This window comes from Chitinophaga ginsengisegetis, from assembly GCF_900168065.1.
GTDB lineage: Bacteria > Bacteroidota > Bacteroidia > Chitinophagales > Chitinophagaceae > Chitinophaga > Chitinophaga ginsengisegetis.
Genome location: NZ_FUZZ01000004.1, coordinates 494,167 through 511,988, shown reverse-complemented (window position 1 = coordinate 511,988; position 17,822 = coordinate 494,167). Strand labels below are relative to the sequence as shown.

18 protein-coding genes are annotated in these 17,822 nt (G+C 45.3%); 9 read left to right on the top strand and 9 right to left on the bottom strand.

What is annotated here, in order from left to right:
* Nucleotides 1-11: 11 nt before the first annotated feature.
* Nucleotides 12-3,617, bottom strand: a complete 3,606-nt coding sequence (locus tag B5Z18_RS24790; RefSeq protein WP_079472214.1) for a SusC/RagA family TonB-linked outer membrane protein — start codon at nt 3,615-3,617, stop codon at nt 12-14.
* A 157-nt stretch (nt 3,618-3,774) separates the two neighbouring features.
* On the opposite strand from B5Z18_RS24790, the gene B5Z18_RS24785 reads away from it, so the two are divergent.
* Entirely contained in the window at nt 3,775-4,335 is a 561-nt protein-coding gene (locus B5Z18_RS24785; protein WP_079472213.1) for a GNAT family N-acetyltransferase, read from the top strand.
* 247 nt (nt 4,336-4,582) lie between these two features.
* Entirely contained in the window at nt 4,583-5,095 is a 513-nt protein-coding gene (locus tag B5Z18_RS24780; RefSeq protein WP_079472212.1) for a hypothetical protein, read from the top strand.
* Here the strand turns inward: B5Z18_RS24780 and B5Z18_RS24775 are convergent.
* Nucleotides 5,092-6,327 (bottom strand): hypothetical protein, encoded by a 1,236-nt coding sequence (locus B5Z18_RS24775; RefSeq protein WP_143313682.1) that lies wholly within the window; start codon nt 6,325-6,327, stop codon nt 5,092-5,094. The two genes, B5Z18_RS24780 and B5Z18_RS24775, sit on opposite strands and share 4 nt — an antisense overlap.
* An 81-nt stretch (nt 6,328-6,408) precedes the next feature.
* On the bottom strand, nt 6,409-6,795 hold the full coding sequence (locus tag B5Z18_RS24770) for a VOC family protein (protein WP_079472210.1): 387 nt from the start codon (nt 6,793-6,795) through the stop codon (nt 6,409-6,411).
* Nucleotides 6,796-7,087: 292 nt separating this feature from the next.
* On the opposite strand from B5Z18_RS24770, the gene B5Z18_RS24765 reads away from it, so the two are divergent.
* From B5Z18_RS24765 to B5Z18_RS24755, 3 genes are all read left to right on the top strand, one after another.
* Nucleotides 7,088-7,945 carry a serine hydrolase gene (locus B5Z18_RS24765; RefSeq protein WP_079472209.1) on the top strand — a complete coding sequence of 286 codons (858 nt, stop codon included), beginning with the start codon at nt 7,088-7,090 and terminating at the stop codon, nt 7,943-7,945.
* Between the two features lie 73 nt (nt 7,946-8,018).
* On the top strand, nt 8,019-8,600 hold the full coding sequence (locus tag B5Z18_RS24760) for a TetR/AcrR family transcriptional regulator (protein WP_079472208.1): 582 nt from the start codon (nt 8,019-8,021) through the stop codon (nt 8,598-8,600).
* A 71-nt stretch (nt 8,601-8,671) separates the two neighbouring features.
* Nucleotides 8,672-9,466, top strand: coding sequence for an SDR family NAD(P)-dependent oxidoreductase (locus B5Z18_RS24755; RefSeq protein ID WP_079472207.1), 795 nt, complete (start codon nt 8,672-8,674; stop codon nt 9,464-9,466).
* A gap of 20 nt (nt 9,467-9,486) precedes the next feature.
* On the opposite strand, the gene B5Z18_RS24750 is transcribed toward B5Z18_RS24755, so the two are convergent.
* Nucleotides 9,487-9,951: an NUDIX hydrolase gene (locus B5Z18_RS24750; protein ID WP_079472206.1), complete on the bottom strand. Its 465-nt coding sequence runs from the start codon at nt 9,949-9,951 to the stop codon at nt 9,487-9,489.
* A gap of 161 nt (nt 9,952-10,112) precedes the next feature.
* Here B5Z18_RS24750 and B5Z18_RS24745 point away from each other — a divergent pair, with 161 nt between their 5' ends.
* A complete protein-coding gene (locus B5Z18_RS24745) occupies nt 10,113-11,225 on the top strand; it encodes a glycoside hydrolase family 88/105 protein (RefSeq protein ID WP_079472205.1) in 1,113 nt (370 codons plus the stop codon).
* Here the strand turns inward: B5Z18_RS24745 and B5Z18_RS24740 are convergent, their stop codons facing one another.
* Nucleotides 11,226-11,915: a DUF6320 domain-containing protein gene (locus B5Z18_RS24740; RefSeq protein ID WP_079472204.1), complete on the bottom strand. Its 690-nt coding sequence runs from the start codon at nt 11,913-11,915 to the stop codon at nt 11,226-11,228.
* A 4-nt stretch (nt 11,916-11,919) separates the two neighbouring features.
* Nucleotides 11,920-13,197, bottom strand: coding sequence for a hypothetical protein (locus tag B5Z18_RS24735; protein WP_079472203.1), 1,278 nt, complete (start codon nt 13,195-13,197; stop codon nt 11,920-11,922).
* 60 nt (nt 13,198-13,257) lie between these two features.
* Here B5Z18_RS24735 and B5Z18_RS24730 point away from each other — a divergent pair, with 60 nt between their 5' ends.
* A complete protein-coding gene (locus tag B5Z18_RS24730; protein ID WP_159454417.1) occupies nt 13,258-14,148 on the top strand; it encodes an alpha/beta hydrolase in 891 nt (296 codons plus the stop codon).
* A gap of 105 nt (nt 14,149-14,253) precedes the next feature.
* Nucleotides 14,254-15,522, top strand: a complete 1,269-nt coding sequence (locus B5Z18_RS24725; RefSeq protein ID WP_079472201.1) for a cation:dicarboxylate symporter family transporter — start codon at nt 14,254-14,256, stop codon at nt 15,520-15,522.
* Nucleotides 15,523-15,544: 22 nt separating this feature from the next.
* Here B5Z18_RS24725 and B5Z18_RS24720 read toward each other — a convergent pair whose 3' ends face one another.
* The 3 genes from B5Z18_RS24720 to B5Z18_RS24710 form a co-directional block, all read right to left on the bottom strand.
* Nucleotides 15,545-16,039, bottom strand: a complete 495-nt coding sequence (locus B5Z18_RS24720) for a MarR family winged helix-turn-helix transcriptional regulator (protein WP_079472200.1) — start codon at nt 16,037-16,039, stop codon at nt 15,545-15,547.
* Nucleotides 15,999-16,370: a VOC family protein gene (locus B5Z18_RS24715; protein WP_079472199.1), complete on the bottom strand. Its 372-nt coding sequence runs from the start codon at nt 16,368-16,370 to the stop codon at nt 15,999-16,001. The genes B5Z18_RS24720 and B5Z18_RS24715 overlap by 41 nt, the downstream gene beginning before the upstream one ends.
* A 191-nt stretch (nt 16,371-16,561) precedes the next feature.
* The gene (locus tag B5Z18_RS24710) at nt 16,562-16,894 is read right to left on the bottom strand and encodes a hypothetical protein (RefSeq protein ID WP_079472198.1); all 333 of its coding nucleotides are present in this window, start codon (nt 16,892-16,894) and stop codon (nt 16,562-16,564) included.
* Nucleotides 16,895-17,265: 371 nt separating this feature from the next.
* On the opposite strand from B5Z18_RS24710, the gene B5Z18_RS24705 reads away from it, so the two are divergent.
* Nucleotides 17,266-17,772 (top strand): DinB family protein, encoded by a 507-nt coding sequence (locus tag B5Z18_RS24705; RefSeq protein ID WP_079472197.1) that lies wholly within the window; start codon nt 17,266-17,268, stop codon nt 17,770-17,772.
* Nucleotides 17,773-17,822 lie beyond the last annotated feature (50 nt).

Here is a 17,822-nt window from a genome sequence, read left to right as displayed (position 1 = left end):
TAAACATGGAATCAGAAAGTAGCGGTAATACCAAAACTGAGTGTAAATGCGCGTGGATAAGCCGTATAATCGAGTCCGCCGGATAAGGCGGAGTAACTGCTGCTTGGTTGCAGGAACGTATAGCCGGTACCGCTGGTGGCGGTAACGCCGGGAGTGTTTCCCGGTGCATTGGCAGGGTTTTGCACCCTGAAAGACGACACCTCCGGATCAATGCCGGAGTATTTGGTGATGGTGAAAATATTCTGCGCTGCCACATATGCCCTCAATCCTTTGAAGCCTGCGCGCCGGATCAGTTCCTGTGGCAGGTCGTACCCCAGCGAAATAGTTTTGAGCCGCAGGAAGGAGCCGTCTTCTATGTAGCGGGAGGTTACCTTCGGCGTAGAGCTGCCGGCATCGCCCTTGTTGTTGGACATGGCCCTGGGCACGTCGTTGGTAGGATTGGTTGGTGTCCACCGGTTGGCGTATTCTGCAAACTGGTTGCCATTCGGGAAATAGCTGCCGGTGGAAGCAAAGGCCATCCTGTTTGCATTCAGTATTTCATTGCCATAACTCCATTGCAGGAAAATATTCAGGTAGAAATTTTTGTAGTTAAAATTATTGGAGAACCCACCGGTATGAATAGGGAGCGGACTACCCAGTGTTGTTTGATCGTTGGCGTCCACTACGCCATCGCCGTTGATATCTTTGTATTTGGGATCGCCGGGCTGAATATTAGGGGAATAGCCGGGTATGCCGTTTTTCAGGATATAGGCGCCATTGCCTTGTTTCACAAAATCATCGTACTGGTACACACCGGCCCATTTGTAGCCGTAGAACTGGGAGATGGGCGCATCTACTTTGGCAATCCAGCCGGTGGTGCTGTTGCCACCAGGAAGATCGTAACGTGTTTGCATTACTTCAAAGCCATCATAAAATTTAACGATCTTTCCTTTATTAAAACTGATATTGAAACTACTGCTCCAGTTGAAGTCTTTTCCTTTGATATTTATGGTGTTGATGGTGAGTTCAAAACCTTTATTGCTGATTTCCCCGGTGTTCTGGTATTGGGTATTGAAAGAAGTGATACTATAACCGGCGAAGTAAGGAATTTGCACCAGCAGCAGGAAGTTTTTTGTTTCCCGGTTGTAGTAATCAGCATCTATAGAGATGCGGTCGTTGAAGAAGCTGAGGTTCAGTCCAAGATCCAGTTCTGTAGTGGTTTCCCAGGTGAGGTTGGCGTTACCGTTTCCAAAAGGTACGGTACCTCTCGTATAGGAGTTGTTGAACGGATAGCCGAACTGTGTGCCGCCGGCCAGTGTAGCCAGGTAGCTGAAGTCGCCCACTTTGTTGTTGCCCACGCTGCCGTAACTGGCCCGGAACTTACCATCATTTAGTATCGACCGCAAGCCTGCTGCGAAAGACTCTTCCGTAAACCTCCAGGCAAAGGCGCCGGAGGGAAAGTATCCCCATTGTTTGCCTGCCGCAAATTTTGAAGAACCATCGGACCGTGCAGTGGCGGTGAACAGGTATTTATCTTCATAGGCATAATTCAGACGGCCTAAGAATGAGAACAGTTGCCAGCGCGAACCGCCTGCATTGGGTGAAGCGGCGGTGCCGCCGCCAATGCTTTTAATGCCCAGGTATTCGGTCGACTGTGGCACATTGATGGATCTGAAACCGGTATAGTTGTTTGTGGCGTATTGATAAGTGAAACCTGCCAGCGCATCAATCACATGTTTTTTCCCGATAGTAGTTTTATAGTTCAGGATATTTTCACTGAGATAATTACTGTTCAGCTGATTGTTGATAGTACCGTTAATGCCGTTCACATTAGGTATTGCACCTGCTTTGTTCTTAAATAAATTGCCCTGTTGGGTTTGTGAATTATAGAAGGTTTCAGACTTCAGGTTGGTGGCGTTATAGCCGCCGGAGATCTTCAACCTGAACTTCTTCAGGAAAGTATATTCGATAAAAGCATTAATAGTACCGGTGTTGTTGATGTTTTTCCGGTATTCGTTCTGCGCCTGCAGCAATGGGTTTACCAGGTTGTTTCCCAGGGTAGCAGTGGAAGTGCCGTTGTTGAAGTCTTCCAGCGCGAGGCTGTCGATCACCTCATTGAGCAGATCCTGGTTACCCACACCGGAAACGGGCCGGTATTGCCACATACCCTGTACTACGCCGCCACTGGCAGCTGCGGCGGGTATGGTGCCATAGGAAGAAGAATTGGAATACCCGGCGGTGATGCCCATCCGGAGGTTTTTATTCAGCCGTTGATCGAGCGTGAATTTGCCGTCATATCTTTTCAGGCCGGTGTTGATGATAATTCCTTTCTGATCGTAGTAGGAGCCGCTGATGGAGTACCGCGTATCTGCCGTACCCGCGCTGATATTCAGGGAGTGGCTTTGTGTAAGCCCGGTTCGCACCAGGAGGTCCTGCCAGTCGTACCCGGGATTGTTCTTGTAGGAGTCAAGCGTAATGCCATGTGCCGGATCGAGGTAGATGCGCGCATTGGTATTAACGGGTGTGCCGGGGGTACTTGCCACGCTGTCCAGTTCGAGCTGCAGTTTTACAAATTCGTAGGGACTGAGCATTTCCATTTTCTTTGTGATTTGCTGCATGCCCAGCGCATAGCTGTAAGTAACTCTTGGCGGTCCGGGTTTGCCTCTTTTTGTATTGATGATGATAACGCCGTTGGCGCCTCTTGCACCGTAAATGGCGATAGAAGACGCATCTTTCAGTACTTCCAGGGAGGCGATATCATTAGGGTTGATGGAGTTGATATCCATGTTTTCAATGGGAAAGCCATCTATTACAAACAGGGGAGAACCATCCTGGCTCACGGAGCTTCCTCTTACCACAATTTTGGAGGCCGCGCCCGGCTGCCCGTCGTTGGAGCTTACTTCCATGCCGGCAATGCGCCCGGCCAGTGCCTGGTCGAAAGAGGCTACGGGGGCTTTCTGCATATCTTCCACATTGGCCTTGCCTACGGATCCGGTGAGGTCCCTGCGGGTGGTGGTGCCATAGCCGATCACAATTACTTCATTAAGGCCGCTATTGGAGGGCTTTAGTTTTATATCCTGGAAGCGCAGGTCGTTAACCGGTACTTCCAGCGGTTCATACCCGATAAAGCCGATCTGTAAAATGCCGGAGGGTTCCGGCAGGGCGATGGAGAAATTGCCGTTGGCATCTGTAAGCGCCGCTGCGGTAGTGTTTTTAATCCGCACCGACGCCCTGGCTAAGGGCTGGCCGGTATCGTCTGTAACCCGGCCCTGCAGCTTTTCCTGTTTAGGAGAAGGTGAAGCGGCATTATCTTTCTTCTTCAGAATAATATAAGTATCGTTAAATGTCCACTCGATATTTTTATCTTTCAATACTGTATTAAGTACGGTTGGTAAATCGCTTCTGTTGAAGTCCACTCTCATTTTTTCCTTATCGTTCAGGATAAGGTTGTTGTAAAAAACGGTGTAACCGGTTTGCTGCCGGATGGCTTTGAAGATGTCTGCCAGGCTGATGGCGGCATTCCCGCTTTTCAGGGTTACCTGTTTCTGCCCCTGCGCAAAAACAACCGGCTGGTTAAGCCAAAAGAAGAGCAGCAGTCCTTGCAGGAAAGGACTCCATTTGGGTGGAATTAGCTTCATAACGTAGCATTTGATATCTATTAGAGACGTGATTTTATTTAAAACGGGTGAAGGGGGTACCAGGAATCCTTCGGGCCTTCATTTTTCTATCAGAAAATACGAAAAAATGTAAACGCATATCTGCTATATTTGCACACTGTAACAGGTAAGTACCACTATGAAAACATTTCCTGAGCTGTATACCAACAGGTTAAAACTGCGAAAAGTAGCCACGGATGACCTGAACGCCTTAGTCAGGTATGCCAATAACAAGAAGATCTCCGAAAATATATTGAATATCACGTATCCCTATAAAGAGGAAGACGCGGCGTTTTGGATAGATCTTGCGATAAAAGCCTATGCGAGCGGAGAACGGGTGGTTTTTGCTATTAATTTAAAAGAACTCAGCGAGTTTATTGGTGCAATAGGATTGCGTATCGATACCCGGCATAACCATGCCGAATTAGGCTACTGGATCGGGGAGCCATTCTGGGGCAAAGGACTGATGACGGAAGCGGTGAAAGAAGTCCTGAAATTTGGATTCGGAACCCTGCATCTCCATAAAATTTTTGCTACTGTTTTTACAGATAACCGTGCATCGGAAAGGACTTTAATCAATAACGGCCTGGTAAAAGAAGGAGAGCTGGTAGACCAGTATAAAGTAGATGATGTTTATAAAACCGTTTATCAATACCGGTTAACGAAACAGGAGTACGAGAAAGCGATCTCACCCATATGAAGGGGGGATAGTGCATGGATAGTGCATCAATAGTGCATGAGGAGTGCATGAGGAGTGCATGGGAACAGTATAGATAGTGCATGGATAGTCCATGAGGTATCCAGGTCCGACGTATCGCCGAGGCATCCGGGAAGTATCGGGTATATCTTATGTGCGCAATTATTGAAAATGCTCACTTTAGAAACTTTATGTATCTTTATTTCAGGACAGATAAGCGACCATACAGGCAAACCTGAATTAACACTACATGACTAATATCCCCATTGACTATTTACAAATAGTATTACAAGAGAACATTCCTTTAAGTGATGAAGAGATAGCACACATTGATAAGCAACGGAGAGAATTTTTTAAGAATACAACAGGTATTTTGATGGCCGGTACACTTTTGATAATGGCGATTGCTTATTATTTTATACAAAACGAATTAATCAATTTCCGATACTATGTGTTGTTTGTTTTTGCAGGATTTGCCATGTTCAGCTTCTTCTATTTAATTGTCTGGTTGACATTCAGAAATTTCAAAAAGAATTGGGAGAAAGATATCAGACATGGGAAAAACAAACTGTCAAGCGTAATTATCAGCCGTCACAAAACAGAAAATGACGAATATATGCTCACTTTTGCAGGACGGCATAAAGGTGAGAAATTCAGAATTCCGGTTAAGAAAGCTGATTATTATCGTTACGAAACAGGAGCTAAAGCGCGTGTTACCTATTTAAAGTATAGTAAGGAAGCGCTTGAACTTAGTAATCTTTAACCTCCCAACCATTGGTATACTTCTTTTAATAATTGCCGCTCTACCCATTGCCGCATTTCGCCATCACTGGATACCTGGTCGGAGGGAATACTTTTGGAATGCCAGCCTATCTTTGAGCCTTCCCTAACAGCCATGCCGGGATAGCACTGTAAGGGAATATACATGACCGCATTCCCGTCTGACCGGAGCTTTAATTTTTGCTGGATTTCGGATTGCAGCAGCATGCCTTGTGCCGGGAAGTTGGTTCTGCCCGTAGGGAATCCATGCCCGACAGTAACGAGGATCGTTTTAGCGGATTTGTCAATAAATGGCTGAACATTGGAAAAATCCCCTGCATATGGTATCCAGCTATTTTGAATATAGGGATTTTCCCGTCGGATCAAAAGGTTATCAGCGGGACGGAATACCTGTACATGCGCTCCCAGGGCGCCTAATATTTTAACGATGTCGTTTATTTGTTTAGCATGTATGCTTTCCTGTTCCACGGCCTGTTGTACCCCGCTTTCTTTGACGTTTCCCTTGTGAAAGTTGTTAATCAGGTCATCCTGATCAAATTTTACTTTACTAAACACGGTCTTTGACCATCCCTCTGCACCTCCCTGATCAACACCGGGGTCGGAATGGCCTGTTGCGGCGTTTTTGATGGCTGTTATCTGAAATTCTGTTAGCTGAGTACCTGCCCAAAGTACCACCGCTTTAAAATCAGTGGTGATGGGTTTTTCAATGACAAATTTTTCCCCTTCATCCTTCAATTCCGCTTTACTGCTTTCTTTCTCTTTTTCTACGGGTTCCTGGTAATCATCAAAGTCCTGCTCTTCTTCTTGCCAGTCCTCGTTTTCTTCACCTTCTTCGCCCCAGTCTTCCTCTTCCTCCTCGTCAGAGCTGTTATGCTTTTCTTTCTCTTCTTCTATCGTAGCCTCTCCCAATAGTACGTTAGTGATTTCCATTTGATCATAATCTTTTCCTGATTCGATCATCTTCTTAAATTTCTTGTATTCTTCAGAACGTTCATTATGCAATCCTTCAAACATTTCACCCAGTTCTTTGAGGAGATCCTTCACTTTTTTATCCTCCATACTCCGGGAGCCGTCATACACACGCTGAACTACTTGTTGTGCTGGAAATTGGGTGGATACTGCCGGCAGGGATATGCCGCCTGATCCGGCGAGGTTTCCGGCAACAGAACGCCCCTGAGATTGATTGGAGGATGATTTGCTATTTGCTTGGTTCATAGCAGATGGTTTACTTTTGAGGGATACTTCATTAAGGTAAGAAAAAGTTTTCAAATCCGGCGGCGTTTGCCAATATTGATATTACATGTGAAATACATTGAACTTATGGCCATCAGGGTCAGCAAACACGAAACCATAGTAACCCTTTCCAAACTCTTCCGGCCTGGAAACAATTGTTCCGCCGGCCTGCTGTACTTCTTTCTCCCAATTATTAACCTCTTCCTTGGTATCAGCAGAAAGAGTAAATATAATTTCATTCCCTGCTTTGGTATCAATGATTGGTCCCATCATGGCAGGTTCAAGTACATCCTTCAAAAAGAAATGGATGATAAAGTTTTCTTCACCAAAGAAGAAGCTGGTCAGTTGCTCCGACGCTCCGTTTGATTTAAATCCAAGTTGTTTATAGAATGTAGTGGTTCGTTCCAAATCCTGAACACCGAAATTGGCCCAGATCTTTTTTGTTTTCATAACTAACAGTTTTATGTTTAATAGCTTTTCTTTTTGATGGTGCCGTATTTGTAAAGAGGTAGCATTCTTTTGGAATGCTCATCAACGTCTCAAAAATAGTCCATAAACTTATTAAACAGGGTGGCAATTTGTGAAATCTTCCGGGGGTATTTCTGCCATTTTTATAGTACAAAAGGCATAAAGCTTAAAGAATAAGGCATCAGGACGTGTTTCCTGGATGATTGTTACAATTGTTACGGGTGATTAGTTGTTTTCAAAAGGGTTTTATAACTTAAAGCAAACATTTCCTTATATGCACAAATGGTTGCTGTTACTGATATTGACTCCTGTACTTGCTTTTTCGCAGGAAGACCATAAACTTGAAAAGGGGTTGAAAGATATCATCACCGGGTTTCATGGCGATGTGGGGATCTATGTGAAGAACCTGAGAACCGGCAGGTATGCAGCTATCAATGCCGACACTATTTTCCCTACGGCCAGCATTGTGAAAATTCCAATCCTCGTGGGCGTGTTTGATAAAATTGAGAAAGGCGAGCTGAAGTATCATCAGCCGTTGATTTACCGGGATTCTATTAAATATGGCGGATCGGGGCTGATGCAGTTCTTTAAAGACAGCACCGCTACGGAATTGAGTGTATTGCTGGCGCTGATGATGTCTTACAGCGATAATACCGCGTCCATCTGGAACCAGTCGCTGGCAGGAGGGGGGCAGCGTATTAATGAGCTGATGGAGCAGTATGGGCTTGCGGTTACGCGGGTGAATTCCCGCACTCCCGGGCGCGCGGAGATCTGGAAGGTATACGGCTGGGGCATGACTACCCCCCGCGAAATGGCTACCCTGCTGGTGAAAATCCGTAATGGGGAGGTGATCAGCAAAGCCGCTTCCGAAAGAATGTACCGGTTAATGACCCACGGTTACTACGATGAAACGGGGCTGTCGGCTATTCCGCCTTATGTACAGGCCGCGCATAAAACCGGTTCACTGGATGCGTCCAGGTCTGAAGTGATACTGGTAAACGAACCACGCGGGGAATATGTTTTTTACGTGGGTACCAAAAATAATAAAGATCAACGGTGGACAGATGATAACGAAGCGCAGGTGTTAATTAAAAACGTTGCTGCTTACCTGTGGAAATATTTCAAACATTAAAATTTTAGAGAGAAGGATGGTAGTTTCGATAAAATATCTATTTTTGTAGTGATTAATACAAAATTGTTATTGTATGAGAGGACGACCGGCCATATATGACGACAAAGACGTGCTGAAGAAGGCGCAGAAAGTGTTTTGGACAAAAGGATATACCGCTACTTCCCTGGAGGATATACTCACCGCGATGGGTATGGGCAGCGGAAGTTTTTATAATGCTTTTAAAGGTGGAAAGAAGGAACTGTTCCGGAAAGCCATTCAGCAGCGCCGGGAGGCATTCAGGGAGTTTGAAACCGCGCTTAACCAAAGTGATGCACCCATGGAGCTGATCAGGGATTTCTTTCGCAGTATGGCCCGGGCCGACCGGGAAACGCACCTGCAGGGCTGTATAATCGTTAATACCGTGGTGGAAATGGCCTCTCTTGATAAAGACCTCGAAGAAGAAGCCGTAACTATCCTCAAAGAAGTAGAGCAGCTTTACACCAAAGCCATCCGCCGTGCACAGAAAAACGGCACCATGCAAAATCAAACCGACCCGGTGATCCTGGGCCGTTACCTGGTTACACTCTGGAACGGGTTAAACGTTACCAGGCGTATGTATCCTGATAATAAAATACTCCTTAAACAAATTGAAATGCAGCTGGAAATCCTCCGCTGATTTTTTTTACTGATTTTTGTAATGATCAGCACAAAATATAATTTCTTCGCCATTAAAATAACAACACACGCATGGATTTACAGTTAACATCAAAAACAGCTTTTGTCAGCGGATCAACACAGGGCATTGGCTTTGCCATTGCCAGATTATTATTGCAGGAAGGAGCGGCGGTGGTTATCAACGGAAGAACACCGGAGAAGGTGGCTATGGCAGTGGAAAAGCTGAAGAAAGAAATACCGGCAGCAAAAGTTTCCGGTATAGCAGCTGACTTTGGCAGCGAAGCGGAAGTGAACAGGCTATTGGACGCGCTTCCGGATATCGATATTTTAATAAACAATGTTGGCATATTTGAACTGAAAGAATTTGCGGATATCCGGGATGAAGACTGGCTGAGAATTTTTGAGATCAATGTATTGAGTGGTATCCGCTTGTCGAGGCGATTGTTACCCAAAATGCTGGAGAAGAACCAGGGCAGAATTGTTTTCATCAGCAGTGAATCCGGTATCCATGTTCCGGGAAATATGATCCATTACGGCACCACTAAAACCGCCATGCTGGCTGTGAGCCGTGGTCTTGCCGAGCTGACTAAAAATACCGGGGTTACGGTAAATACTATCCTCGGAGGTCCCACTTACTCCGAAGGCGTGGCTGGTACAGTACAACAAATTGCGGAAGCACAAAACTGCAGCGTGGAGCAGGTGAAGGCCGGTCTTGTTAAAACACTGATTCCAAACTCACTATTGCAACGGTTTATTGATCCGTCTGAAATCGCCAGCCTGGTGGCTTATCTTGCCAGTCCTTTGTCGGTAGCTACAAACGGGGCCGCGCTTCGCGCAGATGGAGGGGTGCTCAATACTATCGTATAAACAACGAAGCCCGGCGGGCTTTATAAGGCCGTAAATCCCAACTGCAATACTTCTTCCAAAAACGGCACCTGTTTTTCATTAATCAGCTTTACGGCTTCCTGCGAGGTAAACCAACCGGCCTTATCTATTTCAGGATAGGTTTTATGTTTCCCGCTTTTAGGCGGCCACTCTATTTCAAATGTATTGCTTACTATTTTCGCAGGATCGGGGTTGCCGAAGGCGGCCCAGCAATGTACCTGCTTGCCACCTTTTTGTGTAATGGAGGTAAGCCGGGTGAAAGGAGGAGCCGGCTTATAACCGGTTTCTTCTTCAAACTCCCTGACCGCAGTATTTAGCGGATCTTCTCCAGGCATAATTTCTCCTTTGGGAACCGTCCACCAGCCGGCGTCTTTCCTCGCAAAAAAAGGTCCGCCCGGATGTACCAGGAAAAACTCAGGCCCGTTGTCCGCAGAACGAAGAAGCAAAATACCGGCACTTTGTTTCATATGGGGAAGAATTTATACGGTGAACTTATGGATCAAACTTACAACAATCCCCATACCAGACCGTAAAAAAAATGACCGGAAAAACGCGCTGGTGTTGTTTTTAATTGTTAAATTGACAGTTATACTAACCCGTCAGAAGACTCTTAAATAGATTACCACGTATGAAAAACCTGTTTATTGCGATATGCTTTATCAGCCAGATTGCCTTTGCACAAACGATTCCGGCAAAGAAAGACGTACTGACGGCCATGCGCCTCACCAATCAGTATTTTATGCAGAAATGGCCCGATCCGGGCAAGCCTACTTTTACCAATAAAGAGCGCCCGTCGAATCTCTGGACCCGGGCCGTTTATTACGAAGGGCTGATGGCGCTGTACAACATCGACAAACAAGCCGCTTACTACGATTATGCCGTTGCCTGGGGCGAAAGCCATCAGTGGGGGCTTTGGGGCGGCACAGAGGTACGGAACGCGGACAATCAATGCTGCGGCCAAACCTATATCGATCTCTATCTCATCGACAAAAAAGAAGAACGCATACGTGATATCAAAGCCGCTATGGATAATATGAAAGCCTCTCAGCAGGTGGACGACTGGTGGTGGATTGATGCGCTGCAAATGGCAATGCCCGTGTACACCCGGCTGGGAGTGGTTTATAAAGATACCAGCTATTTTAACAGGATGTATACCATGTACGCCTACACGAAATATAATCATGGCGGTAAAGGTCTTTATAACCCGGCGGATCACCTGTGGTGGAGAGACAAAGACTTTGTTCCTCCCTATACAGCGCCAAACGGGGAAGACTGCTACTGGAGCAGGGGCAATGGCTGGGTAGTAGCAGCGCTGGTGCGCACGCTGGACCTGCTTCCCGCCACCGATCCGCATTACGCGGAATACCTGCAGGATTACCGGGATATGTTAAAAGCCCTGGTCCCCATTCAGCGTCCGGATGGCTTTTGGAATGTAAGTTTGCATGATGCGGATAACTATGGCGGAATGGAATTAACCGGCACCTCGCTGTTCGTATACGGAATGGCCTGGGGCATTAATCACAGGCTGATCGATAAGAAAACCTATCTGCCCATTGTCCGGAAAGCATGGAATGCCCTCCTGGAAAATTGTATCGATAAAGATGGACGATTGGGGTATGTGCAGGGCACCGGTAAGGAACCTAAGGATGGTCAGCCTGTTACCTTTGATAAAGTCCCCGACTTTGAAGATTATGGACTGGGCTGTTTCCTGCTGGCAGGCAGCGAGGTTTATAAACTGTAATTACCGGTGAAAAGTTTTTTCCAGGCTCCTGCCTTTCTTTAACCGGAAGTGGAGGAATAATAAAGCAATAGCCACCAACAGCACGCATAAACAAACAATGAGGCTCCATTCCAGCCGGATCGTCCTGGTGTGGCAAAACGACAGTATGCCTTCAATAGCTACGCATAATACCGCGCTGCCAATAAACGCATAGGCAATAAGATTTACCCCTTTGGAAACCGTATGCCGGGTGATGCTTAGGAAAATGGCGGTAATAAGACTGGCTACCAGTAATACAGGAATCGCTATAGTGGCCGCCCAGCTGAGGCCACCGGTAAACGTATCCAGCAGCAACAAAAGCACTGCTGAAGTGATAAATCCTCCCAGCATACGGGCCGCGCTGCTACCAGACCAGAAGGCAAAGAAAGAAACATACGAGAAAATAGTAAGACAAACAGCTACCGGGTATTCTGACCACGAAATTGTTTTATTTACAATAAGATTGATGAGCAACGCTGCTATAATGGAGGAAATCAGCACCAGGGATACAATTTCCCACACCAGTTTCTTTTGTTGCCTGGTGAGCGTTGCAGCCGGTTGCGATACTACCGGCTCCGGGCTGGCGCTGTTTGTACCGGCCTCATAACCACACAACGGACATATCTGCATATCATCTTCCAGTATTACGCCACAGTTATTACAGTATTTCATACGGTCATGAATTTATTATTTTAACAGCGATACCCTGATGCGTCAAAAATGTCAGAAAATATCTTTCCAGTTCTTTGGAAGTAGTGATATTACCAAAGCTTAATACGAGGTTGTCGCCAAACCCGGCAACGCCGCAATTTACTCTCAACACTTTGTTGGGTGGCGGCGCTATAAATATAAACTGCTCTATCAGGTGATTGGCAGCTGTGCCCAGGTCTATCTTCCCCAGGTTGGTGACCACACCACTGTATTGTTTTGTGCTAATAATATACAACCTGGAAAGGAACAATGATTTCAGGAAAAGCGGGATGTTTCTGACAAGCGTATTGCGTTCACCGCCCACATTGCGTGAAATCATTTTATTGATCAGCTTCTGGTCGGTTTCCAGTTGCATCTGGTGATATACTGTTTTAACGATCTCCTCAAAGGTGTAATGTCCCAGCCGGAGATCAATCTGTGGAAGTATATATAGGGAGAAGTTTCTCATAGTCTGCGTGGGATACAACTTACGCAGGTTCAGCGGTACTTCAATACGTAGTATCTTCCTGTTAATATTCTTTTTTAGCCGGGGTTGCTGCTCATGAATTTGTTGGAGTGCATGAAGATAAACAGCGGTGAGATATACGGTAAGGCTCACTCCCAGCGCCTTTGCCTTTTGGGAAAGCTGGGCTATGGGCATGATGGCTGTAAGCACACTGAATCTCGGTTTTCCTTTTAAAGAGAAGGGAACATGAAAGGCGCCGGGCGTTTTTATATGCGGTGCATCAATCTTTTTAAAATACCTGCTATAGGCATCTTCATATTCTTCCGGCGCCGGCTTTTCCCCGGGGTCGTAAAACACTGGTTTATCTGCAAGTGGAATGCAGCATTTTTCAAAATACACCAGTAACAGTGTCTTCAGAAATTCAAATGCGCCGGTGCCATCTGTCAGGATATGAGAAAATTCAACGCTGATTTTGTTTTCCTTTACCAGTATGCGGAACATCAGTTCCCGTTTTTTGAAGGCGCGGCAGGGTGTTTGCAAATCTGCCTCTACAGGGATGGGGCCTTGCTGCTGTTCCAGGTAATACCAGAAAAAGCCTGCTTTAAGTGTTACTTTGTAGTAGGGGAAACGGTTCTCAATTTCATTAACGGCTTCCAGCATGGCCTTTACCTTAACCCGGTCTTTTAATACAACAGCTACGCGGAAAACAGAGGTCAACTCTTTATCCTTAATAGCCGGATAAATTTTTGCTGCATTATCCAGGCGGAGCCAGAAGTCGTTTGTCTGAATATTAGGCATACCTTACCGATTGTAAAACATTATGCCGGTAACACCGCTGTCATATTTAAACTGATCAATTTGGCCAGTATACACAGTAAATTATTCGCTTTTTTTCTCCGGTTAATCGGGAAGAAGCATTTTTTAAAAACGCTGCTGGCCACAGGCAGGCAAAATTTCTATAGTAGCCCGGAACCAACCACTAAGGTATACAAATTTTGTATAGTGGATAAACGCCTGGTAAACGGGCATCCTGTTTTTACCCTGCAATCCCGTGCCGGGAGAGGGCGTAAGCATATCTTGTATCTGCATGGAGGCGCTTATGTACAGCGCTTTACCTCTCATCACTGGTCATTTATGACTGAATTAGTAGCCGCTACACATTGCACCATTTCAGCGCCGGACTACCCGTTGGCGCCGGACTTTACCTTTGAGGATACATTTAATATGATCCTGGCGCTTTACAAAGAATTACTTGAAAAAGTAGCAAAGGAAGACCTGATTGTGATGGGCGATTCTTCAGGAGGCGGCCTGGCATTGGCTTTATGCCAGTTATTGGTAAAAGAACAACTGCCGCAGCCGGGGCAGCTGATCCTGCTTTCGCCGTGGCTGGATATCAGTCTCAGTAACCCTGAAATACACGAAATTGTTACGGAGGACCCCTTTATGGGGCTGGAAGGGCTTTTACAGGCCGGTAGGATTTATGCCGGCAATGCGCCGCTGGATCACTACCTGCTTAGCCCTATCTATGGTTCATTTAAGGGATTGGAGCACATCTCTGTTTTTGTAGGGACCCGGGAAATCCTGGTGGCAGACGCGCGTAAACTGAAGAAAATGATCGATCCGGAAGATGTACAGTTTATTTATGTGGAATATCCGGGAATGGTTCACGACTGGATGCTCATTAACTTACCTGAATCCAAACAGGCACGGCAACAGATCATTTCCATTATTGAAACCGGCGGGTTATAAATATGGAGCAACCAAATCCAATAAAATAAATATATGACCCATGCTAAAATAAGCGGCTAAAATTTCGTTACTTGACGGGAATTTCAACGAAAATCGATCGAACCCATGCACGAAGATATAGCCTCGTACAAGCCGGAAGCAGCTGTGAAACGGAGTTTACACATCAGGATCTTTACCAATCTTACCTTCTGGGTGCTCATCGCCATTATCGCCGGCGTATTACTGGGCAGCCTGGCGCCGGCCACCGGTGTGAAGATGGAAATCATAGGAAAAACCTTTATTGATATTATCAAGCTGTTTATTGCGCCGATTATTTTCCTGACCATTGTTTTGGGCATCAGCGGAATGGACGATCTGAAAAAAGTGGGGCGTATTGGTGTTAAATCGCTTCTTTATTTTGAGGTAGTTTCCACCATTTCACTGGCCGCCGGTGTGCTGATGGCATTATTGATCAAGCCGGGAAAAATTGATAAGTCGAGCCTGCAAATTGAAAATGCTTCCAAATATACTTCCGGTGCAGCAAAAAGTTTCGACTGGCTTTCCTTCTTCCTGAATAATATAACGCTGCAGGTATTGGTAGCCGCTATCATCATCGGGGTATTGCTCAATTACTCGAAATACCGGCTGGTGGTGATCAGGGGCCTGGGTAAACTGTCCAAACTGGTTTTCAAGGCACTGAAGTATGTGATGTACCTGGCTCCGCTGGGCGCTTTCGGAGGAATGGCCTATACCGTTGGGAAGTTCGGTTTGCATACATTGGTACCATTGGCCAAGTTAATGGGCACTGTATACCTGACGATGGCCGTTTTTATTTTCCTGGTACTCGGCGGTATTTTGAAGTACTATAAAATGAGCATCCTGCGTTTTCTTAAATATATCAGGGAAGAGCTTTTACTGGTGCTGGGCACTTCCTCTTCAGAATCGGCTTTACCTTCTATTATGCTGAAGCTGGAGAAAATGGGTTGCAGTAAATCGGTAGTAGGACTGGTAGTGCCAACCGGCTATTCCTTTAACCTGGATGGTACCTCTATTTACCTGTCGATGTCAGTTATTTTTATTGCACAGCTGTATGACGTACATCTCACTATCGGGGAAATCCTCACTATTATAGGCATACTGATGGTTACCTCGAAAGGCGCCGCAGGAGTAACCGGCAGCGGGTTTATTGTATTGGCTTCCACACTTACGGCTATTCATAAAATTCCGGTAGAAGGGCTTGCTTTCCTGTTGGGGGTAGATAAATTTATGAGCGAAGCGCGCGCCATCACTAATATCATCGGTAATGGCGTGGCTACGATCGTTATTGCAAAAAGCGAAAAGGAATTTCATCCACCGGCAGATGATGCCGTGGCATATACAGGGGAAACCTACTAGCAGTTATCTCATTCAGCGTTATCTACTTTATTAATCTCATAAGTAAATGATCGAATGTCGCTTTATCTTTTATCACATTTTTGAAAAATACGGCATCTACCTGTTCAACGATATGATAAGCCTCTTTTAGTATTTGTGTGCCTTTGCTGGTAATTTTTAATTGTTTCGCGCGACTGTCGACAGGATCTTTTACCCTTTTTATGATCTGTTTTTTTTCTAAAGCCATTAATACTTTAGAAGTCATCATTTTATCGGTATTAGCGTAATCCGCCAATTGCTGCTGGGTAACTGTTTTTTCTTTTCTACTTAACCAGTAAAGACCTGCCATTAAAGAAAATTGAGTTAGCGTGAGTTCCATCTTTCCAAGTGCCCTGTTCATGCTTAACTGCCATTGCATGGTCACCTGCCAAAGCAGGTACCCGCTGTTTTCTTCTGGTTCTACATAGGAGAATATCTGATTTTGTTTATCCATACTATCAACCTTCTTTTGTTTCCTGTAATGTAATTGAATAGCCATCAGGATCGGATATAACGAGGATTCTTCCAAACGGCGTAGGATGGATATCCTTGACAATAGAAATTTTCTCCCTGTTTGTCTCCAAAAATGTGTCCAGGTCGCCTATTGCAAACCACAGGGCTACTCCCCAGCCAAGCAGGTTTGCTTTGGAAAGTTCAATCATAGGCTTTCTGATAGCGAATGCCGCACCATTTTTTTGTTCAAATACTATTGCGTCGGGCGGCGATTTTAAAACCGGCTTAAAATTCAAAATTCCGGTATAGAATTTTCCGGATACGTCGAGATCACTCACCTGGAGTGAAACAAAGGAGAGTTGTGTTGGATTTGACATTATATCAAGTTTAGTAGTTGCGACTACTAAATTACAAACTTTATTTGAATTACCAACTTTTGTTCAGCAAAAGCATTGAGCAACTCAAGGGATCAGCAGGTATTTTATAATTGGAAGTGTGATTTGAGGAGGAGTAGAAATTTCTAAAGAAACAGCCGGCCCTGATATGGAGAGCCGGCTGTTTTCATTCATCAGTTTATTTTTATACGCGACACCTTGCCATCAAGGCCATTGTTCCGTATAAACGTTACCACCGCATATTCGTCTTCATAGCTTCGTTCAAAAGTACCCACCGTATACTCCGGCGAATCCCTTTTTACATTAATAATGCAGAAATCATCGTTCGTAGAGCCGTCCGGTGAATCATATACCTTGATGACGCAACCTGGTCTTACACCATAAAGCCTTAGAGAGCGGATCTCGTCATTCTGTACCGGCTTGAAATCCTGGCCGGGAATGTCTTCTACTGTTTGTACAATGTTCTGGGTGGCATTGTTGCCTTCATAAAAAACGATAAGCCCCATTTGATTAAATTTTGAGGATGAAGAATAAATAAATAGTTACCTGATAATCCTGCAGGATATAAGCTTAGCAGCCCACGACGGTGCATCAGCAGGCTTTTAACGATTTGTATGGAAATGAATTAGTATAACAGCGTACAGGCAGGGAATGCCCGGCGGTTAACAACTATAACAATAAATGATCAATGAAAAAGGATCCGGGTTTTCTGGGTTTCATATATGGTTATTTTCACGGTGATGAAATTAATAAGAATATTCATCATTAAAAAATATTATTAGCATTCCTAACGGGATATAGCAATGTTTGATAGTTGTTTATTTTTCTATAGAAATCACTTATAATCATTATTTTTAAGTTAAGTAAACAGATAGTAATGAAAAGAACAGAATGGTTCAGCAGGATATTTCCCGTTATTGAAGATAACGGCATACTGCCAGGTATTATTGAACGGCTTAGCGGAACGCCCGCCCGCTTGGAGGAGATCATCCGCACAACATCTCCTGAATTACTAATTATAAAAACAGGGGAGAAGTGGAGTATCAATGAAGAAACAGGACATCTTGCAGATATGGAACCGCTATGGCTTGGCCGTTTGGAAGATCTTATCAACGGCGCCACAGAACTGAGAGTAGCAGATTTAACCAACCAGAAAACACATACTGCCAATCATAACGCAACACCCGCCCCTGTATTGCTGCAACAGTTCCGGGAACAACGGCAACAGCTGGTCATCCGTCTCTGGAGCCTGAACGATGAGCAGCTGACAAAATCAGCGTTGCACCCGCGCCTGAAAACGCCCATGCGGATCATCGACCTGGCTTATTTTGTGGCAGAACATGATGATCATCACCTGGCGGGCATCCGGCAGCTGTTCAGATAGAACAGGCTGGTAGCCGCGACTTACGACTTACATTTCCGGTTTCATAACAA

What these genes read in the sequence shown, in the direction of transcription:
- B5Z18_RS24790 (WP_079472214.1), bottom strand. Translation starts at nt 3,617, where the DNA reads ATGAAGCTAATTCCACCCAAATGGAGTCCTTTCCTGCAAGGACTGCTG.
- B5Z18_RS24785 (WP_079472213.1), top strand. Translation starts at nt 3,775, where the DNA reads ATGAAAACATTTCCTGAGCTGTATACCAACAGGTTAAAACTGCGAAAA.
- B5Z18_RS24780 (WP_079472212.1), top strand. Translation starts at nt 4,583, where the DNA reads ATGACTAATATCCCCATTGACTATTTACAAATAGTATTACAAGAGAAC.
- B5Z18_RS24775 (WP_143313682.1), bottom strand. Translation starts at nt 6,327, where the DNA reads ATGAACCAAGCAAATAGCAAATCATCCTCCAATCAATCTCAGGGGCGT.
- B5Z18_RS24770 (WP_079472210.1), bottom strand. Translation starts at nt 6,795, where the DNA reads ATGAAAACAAAAAAGATCTGGGCCAATTTCGGTGTTCAGGATTTGGAA.
- B5Z18_RS24765 (WP_079472209.1), top strand. Translation starts at nt 7,088, where the DNA reads ATGCACAAATGGTTGCTGTTACTGATATTGACTCCTGTACTTGCTTTT.
- B5Z18_RS24760 (WP_079472208.1), top strand. Translation starts at nt 8,019, where the DNA reads ATGAGAGGACGACCGGCCATATATGACGACAAAGACGTGCTGAAGAAG.
- B5Z18_RS24755 (WP_079472207.1), top strand. Translation starts at nt 8,672, where the DNA reads ATGGATTTACAGTTAACATCAAAAACAGCTTTTGTCAGCGGATCAACA.
- B5Z18_RS24750 (WP_079472206.1), bottom strand. Translation starts at nt 9,951, where the DNA reads ATGAAACAAAGTGCCGGTATTTTGCTTCTTCGTTCTGCGGACAACGGG.
- B5Z18_RS24745 (WP_079472205.1), top strand. Translation starts at nt 10,113, where the DNA reads ATGAAAAACCTGTTTATTGCGATATGCTTTATCAGCCAGATTGCCTTT.
- B5Z18_RS24740 (WP_079472204.1), bottom strand. Translation starts at nt 11,915, where the DNA reads ATGAAATACTGTAATAACTGTGGCGTAATACTGGAAGATGATATGCAG.
- B5Z18_RS24735 (WP_079472203.1), bottom strand. Translation starts at nt 13,197, where the DNA reads ATGCCTAATATTCAGACAAACGACTTCTGGCTCCGCCTGGATAATGCA.
- B5Z18_RS24725 (WP_079472201.1), top strand. Translation starts at nt 14,254, where the DNA reads ATGCACGAAGATATAGCCTCGTACAAGCCGGAAGCAGCTGTGAAACGG.
- B5Z18_RS24720 (WP_079472200.1), bottom strand. Translation starts at nt 16,039, where the DNA reads ATGGCTATTCAATTACATTACAGGAAACAAAAGAAGGTTGATAGTATG.
- B5Z18_RS24715 (WP_079472199.1), bottom strand. Translation starts at nt 16,370, where the DNA reads ATGTCAAATCCAACACAACTCTCCTTTGTTTCACTCCAGGTGAGTGAT.
- B5Z18_RS24710 (WP_079472198.1), bottom strand. Translation starts at nt 16,894, where the DNA reads ATGGGGCTTATCGTTTTTTATGAAGGCAACAATGCCACCCAGAACATT.
- B5Z18_RS24705 (WP_079472197.1), top strand. Translation starts at nt 17,266, where the DNA reads ATGAAAAGAACAGAATGGTTCAGCAGGATATTTCCCGTTATTGAAGAT.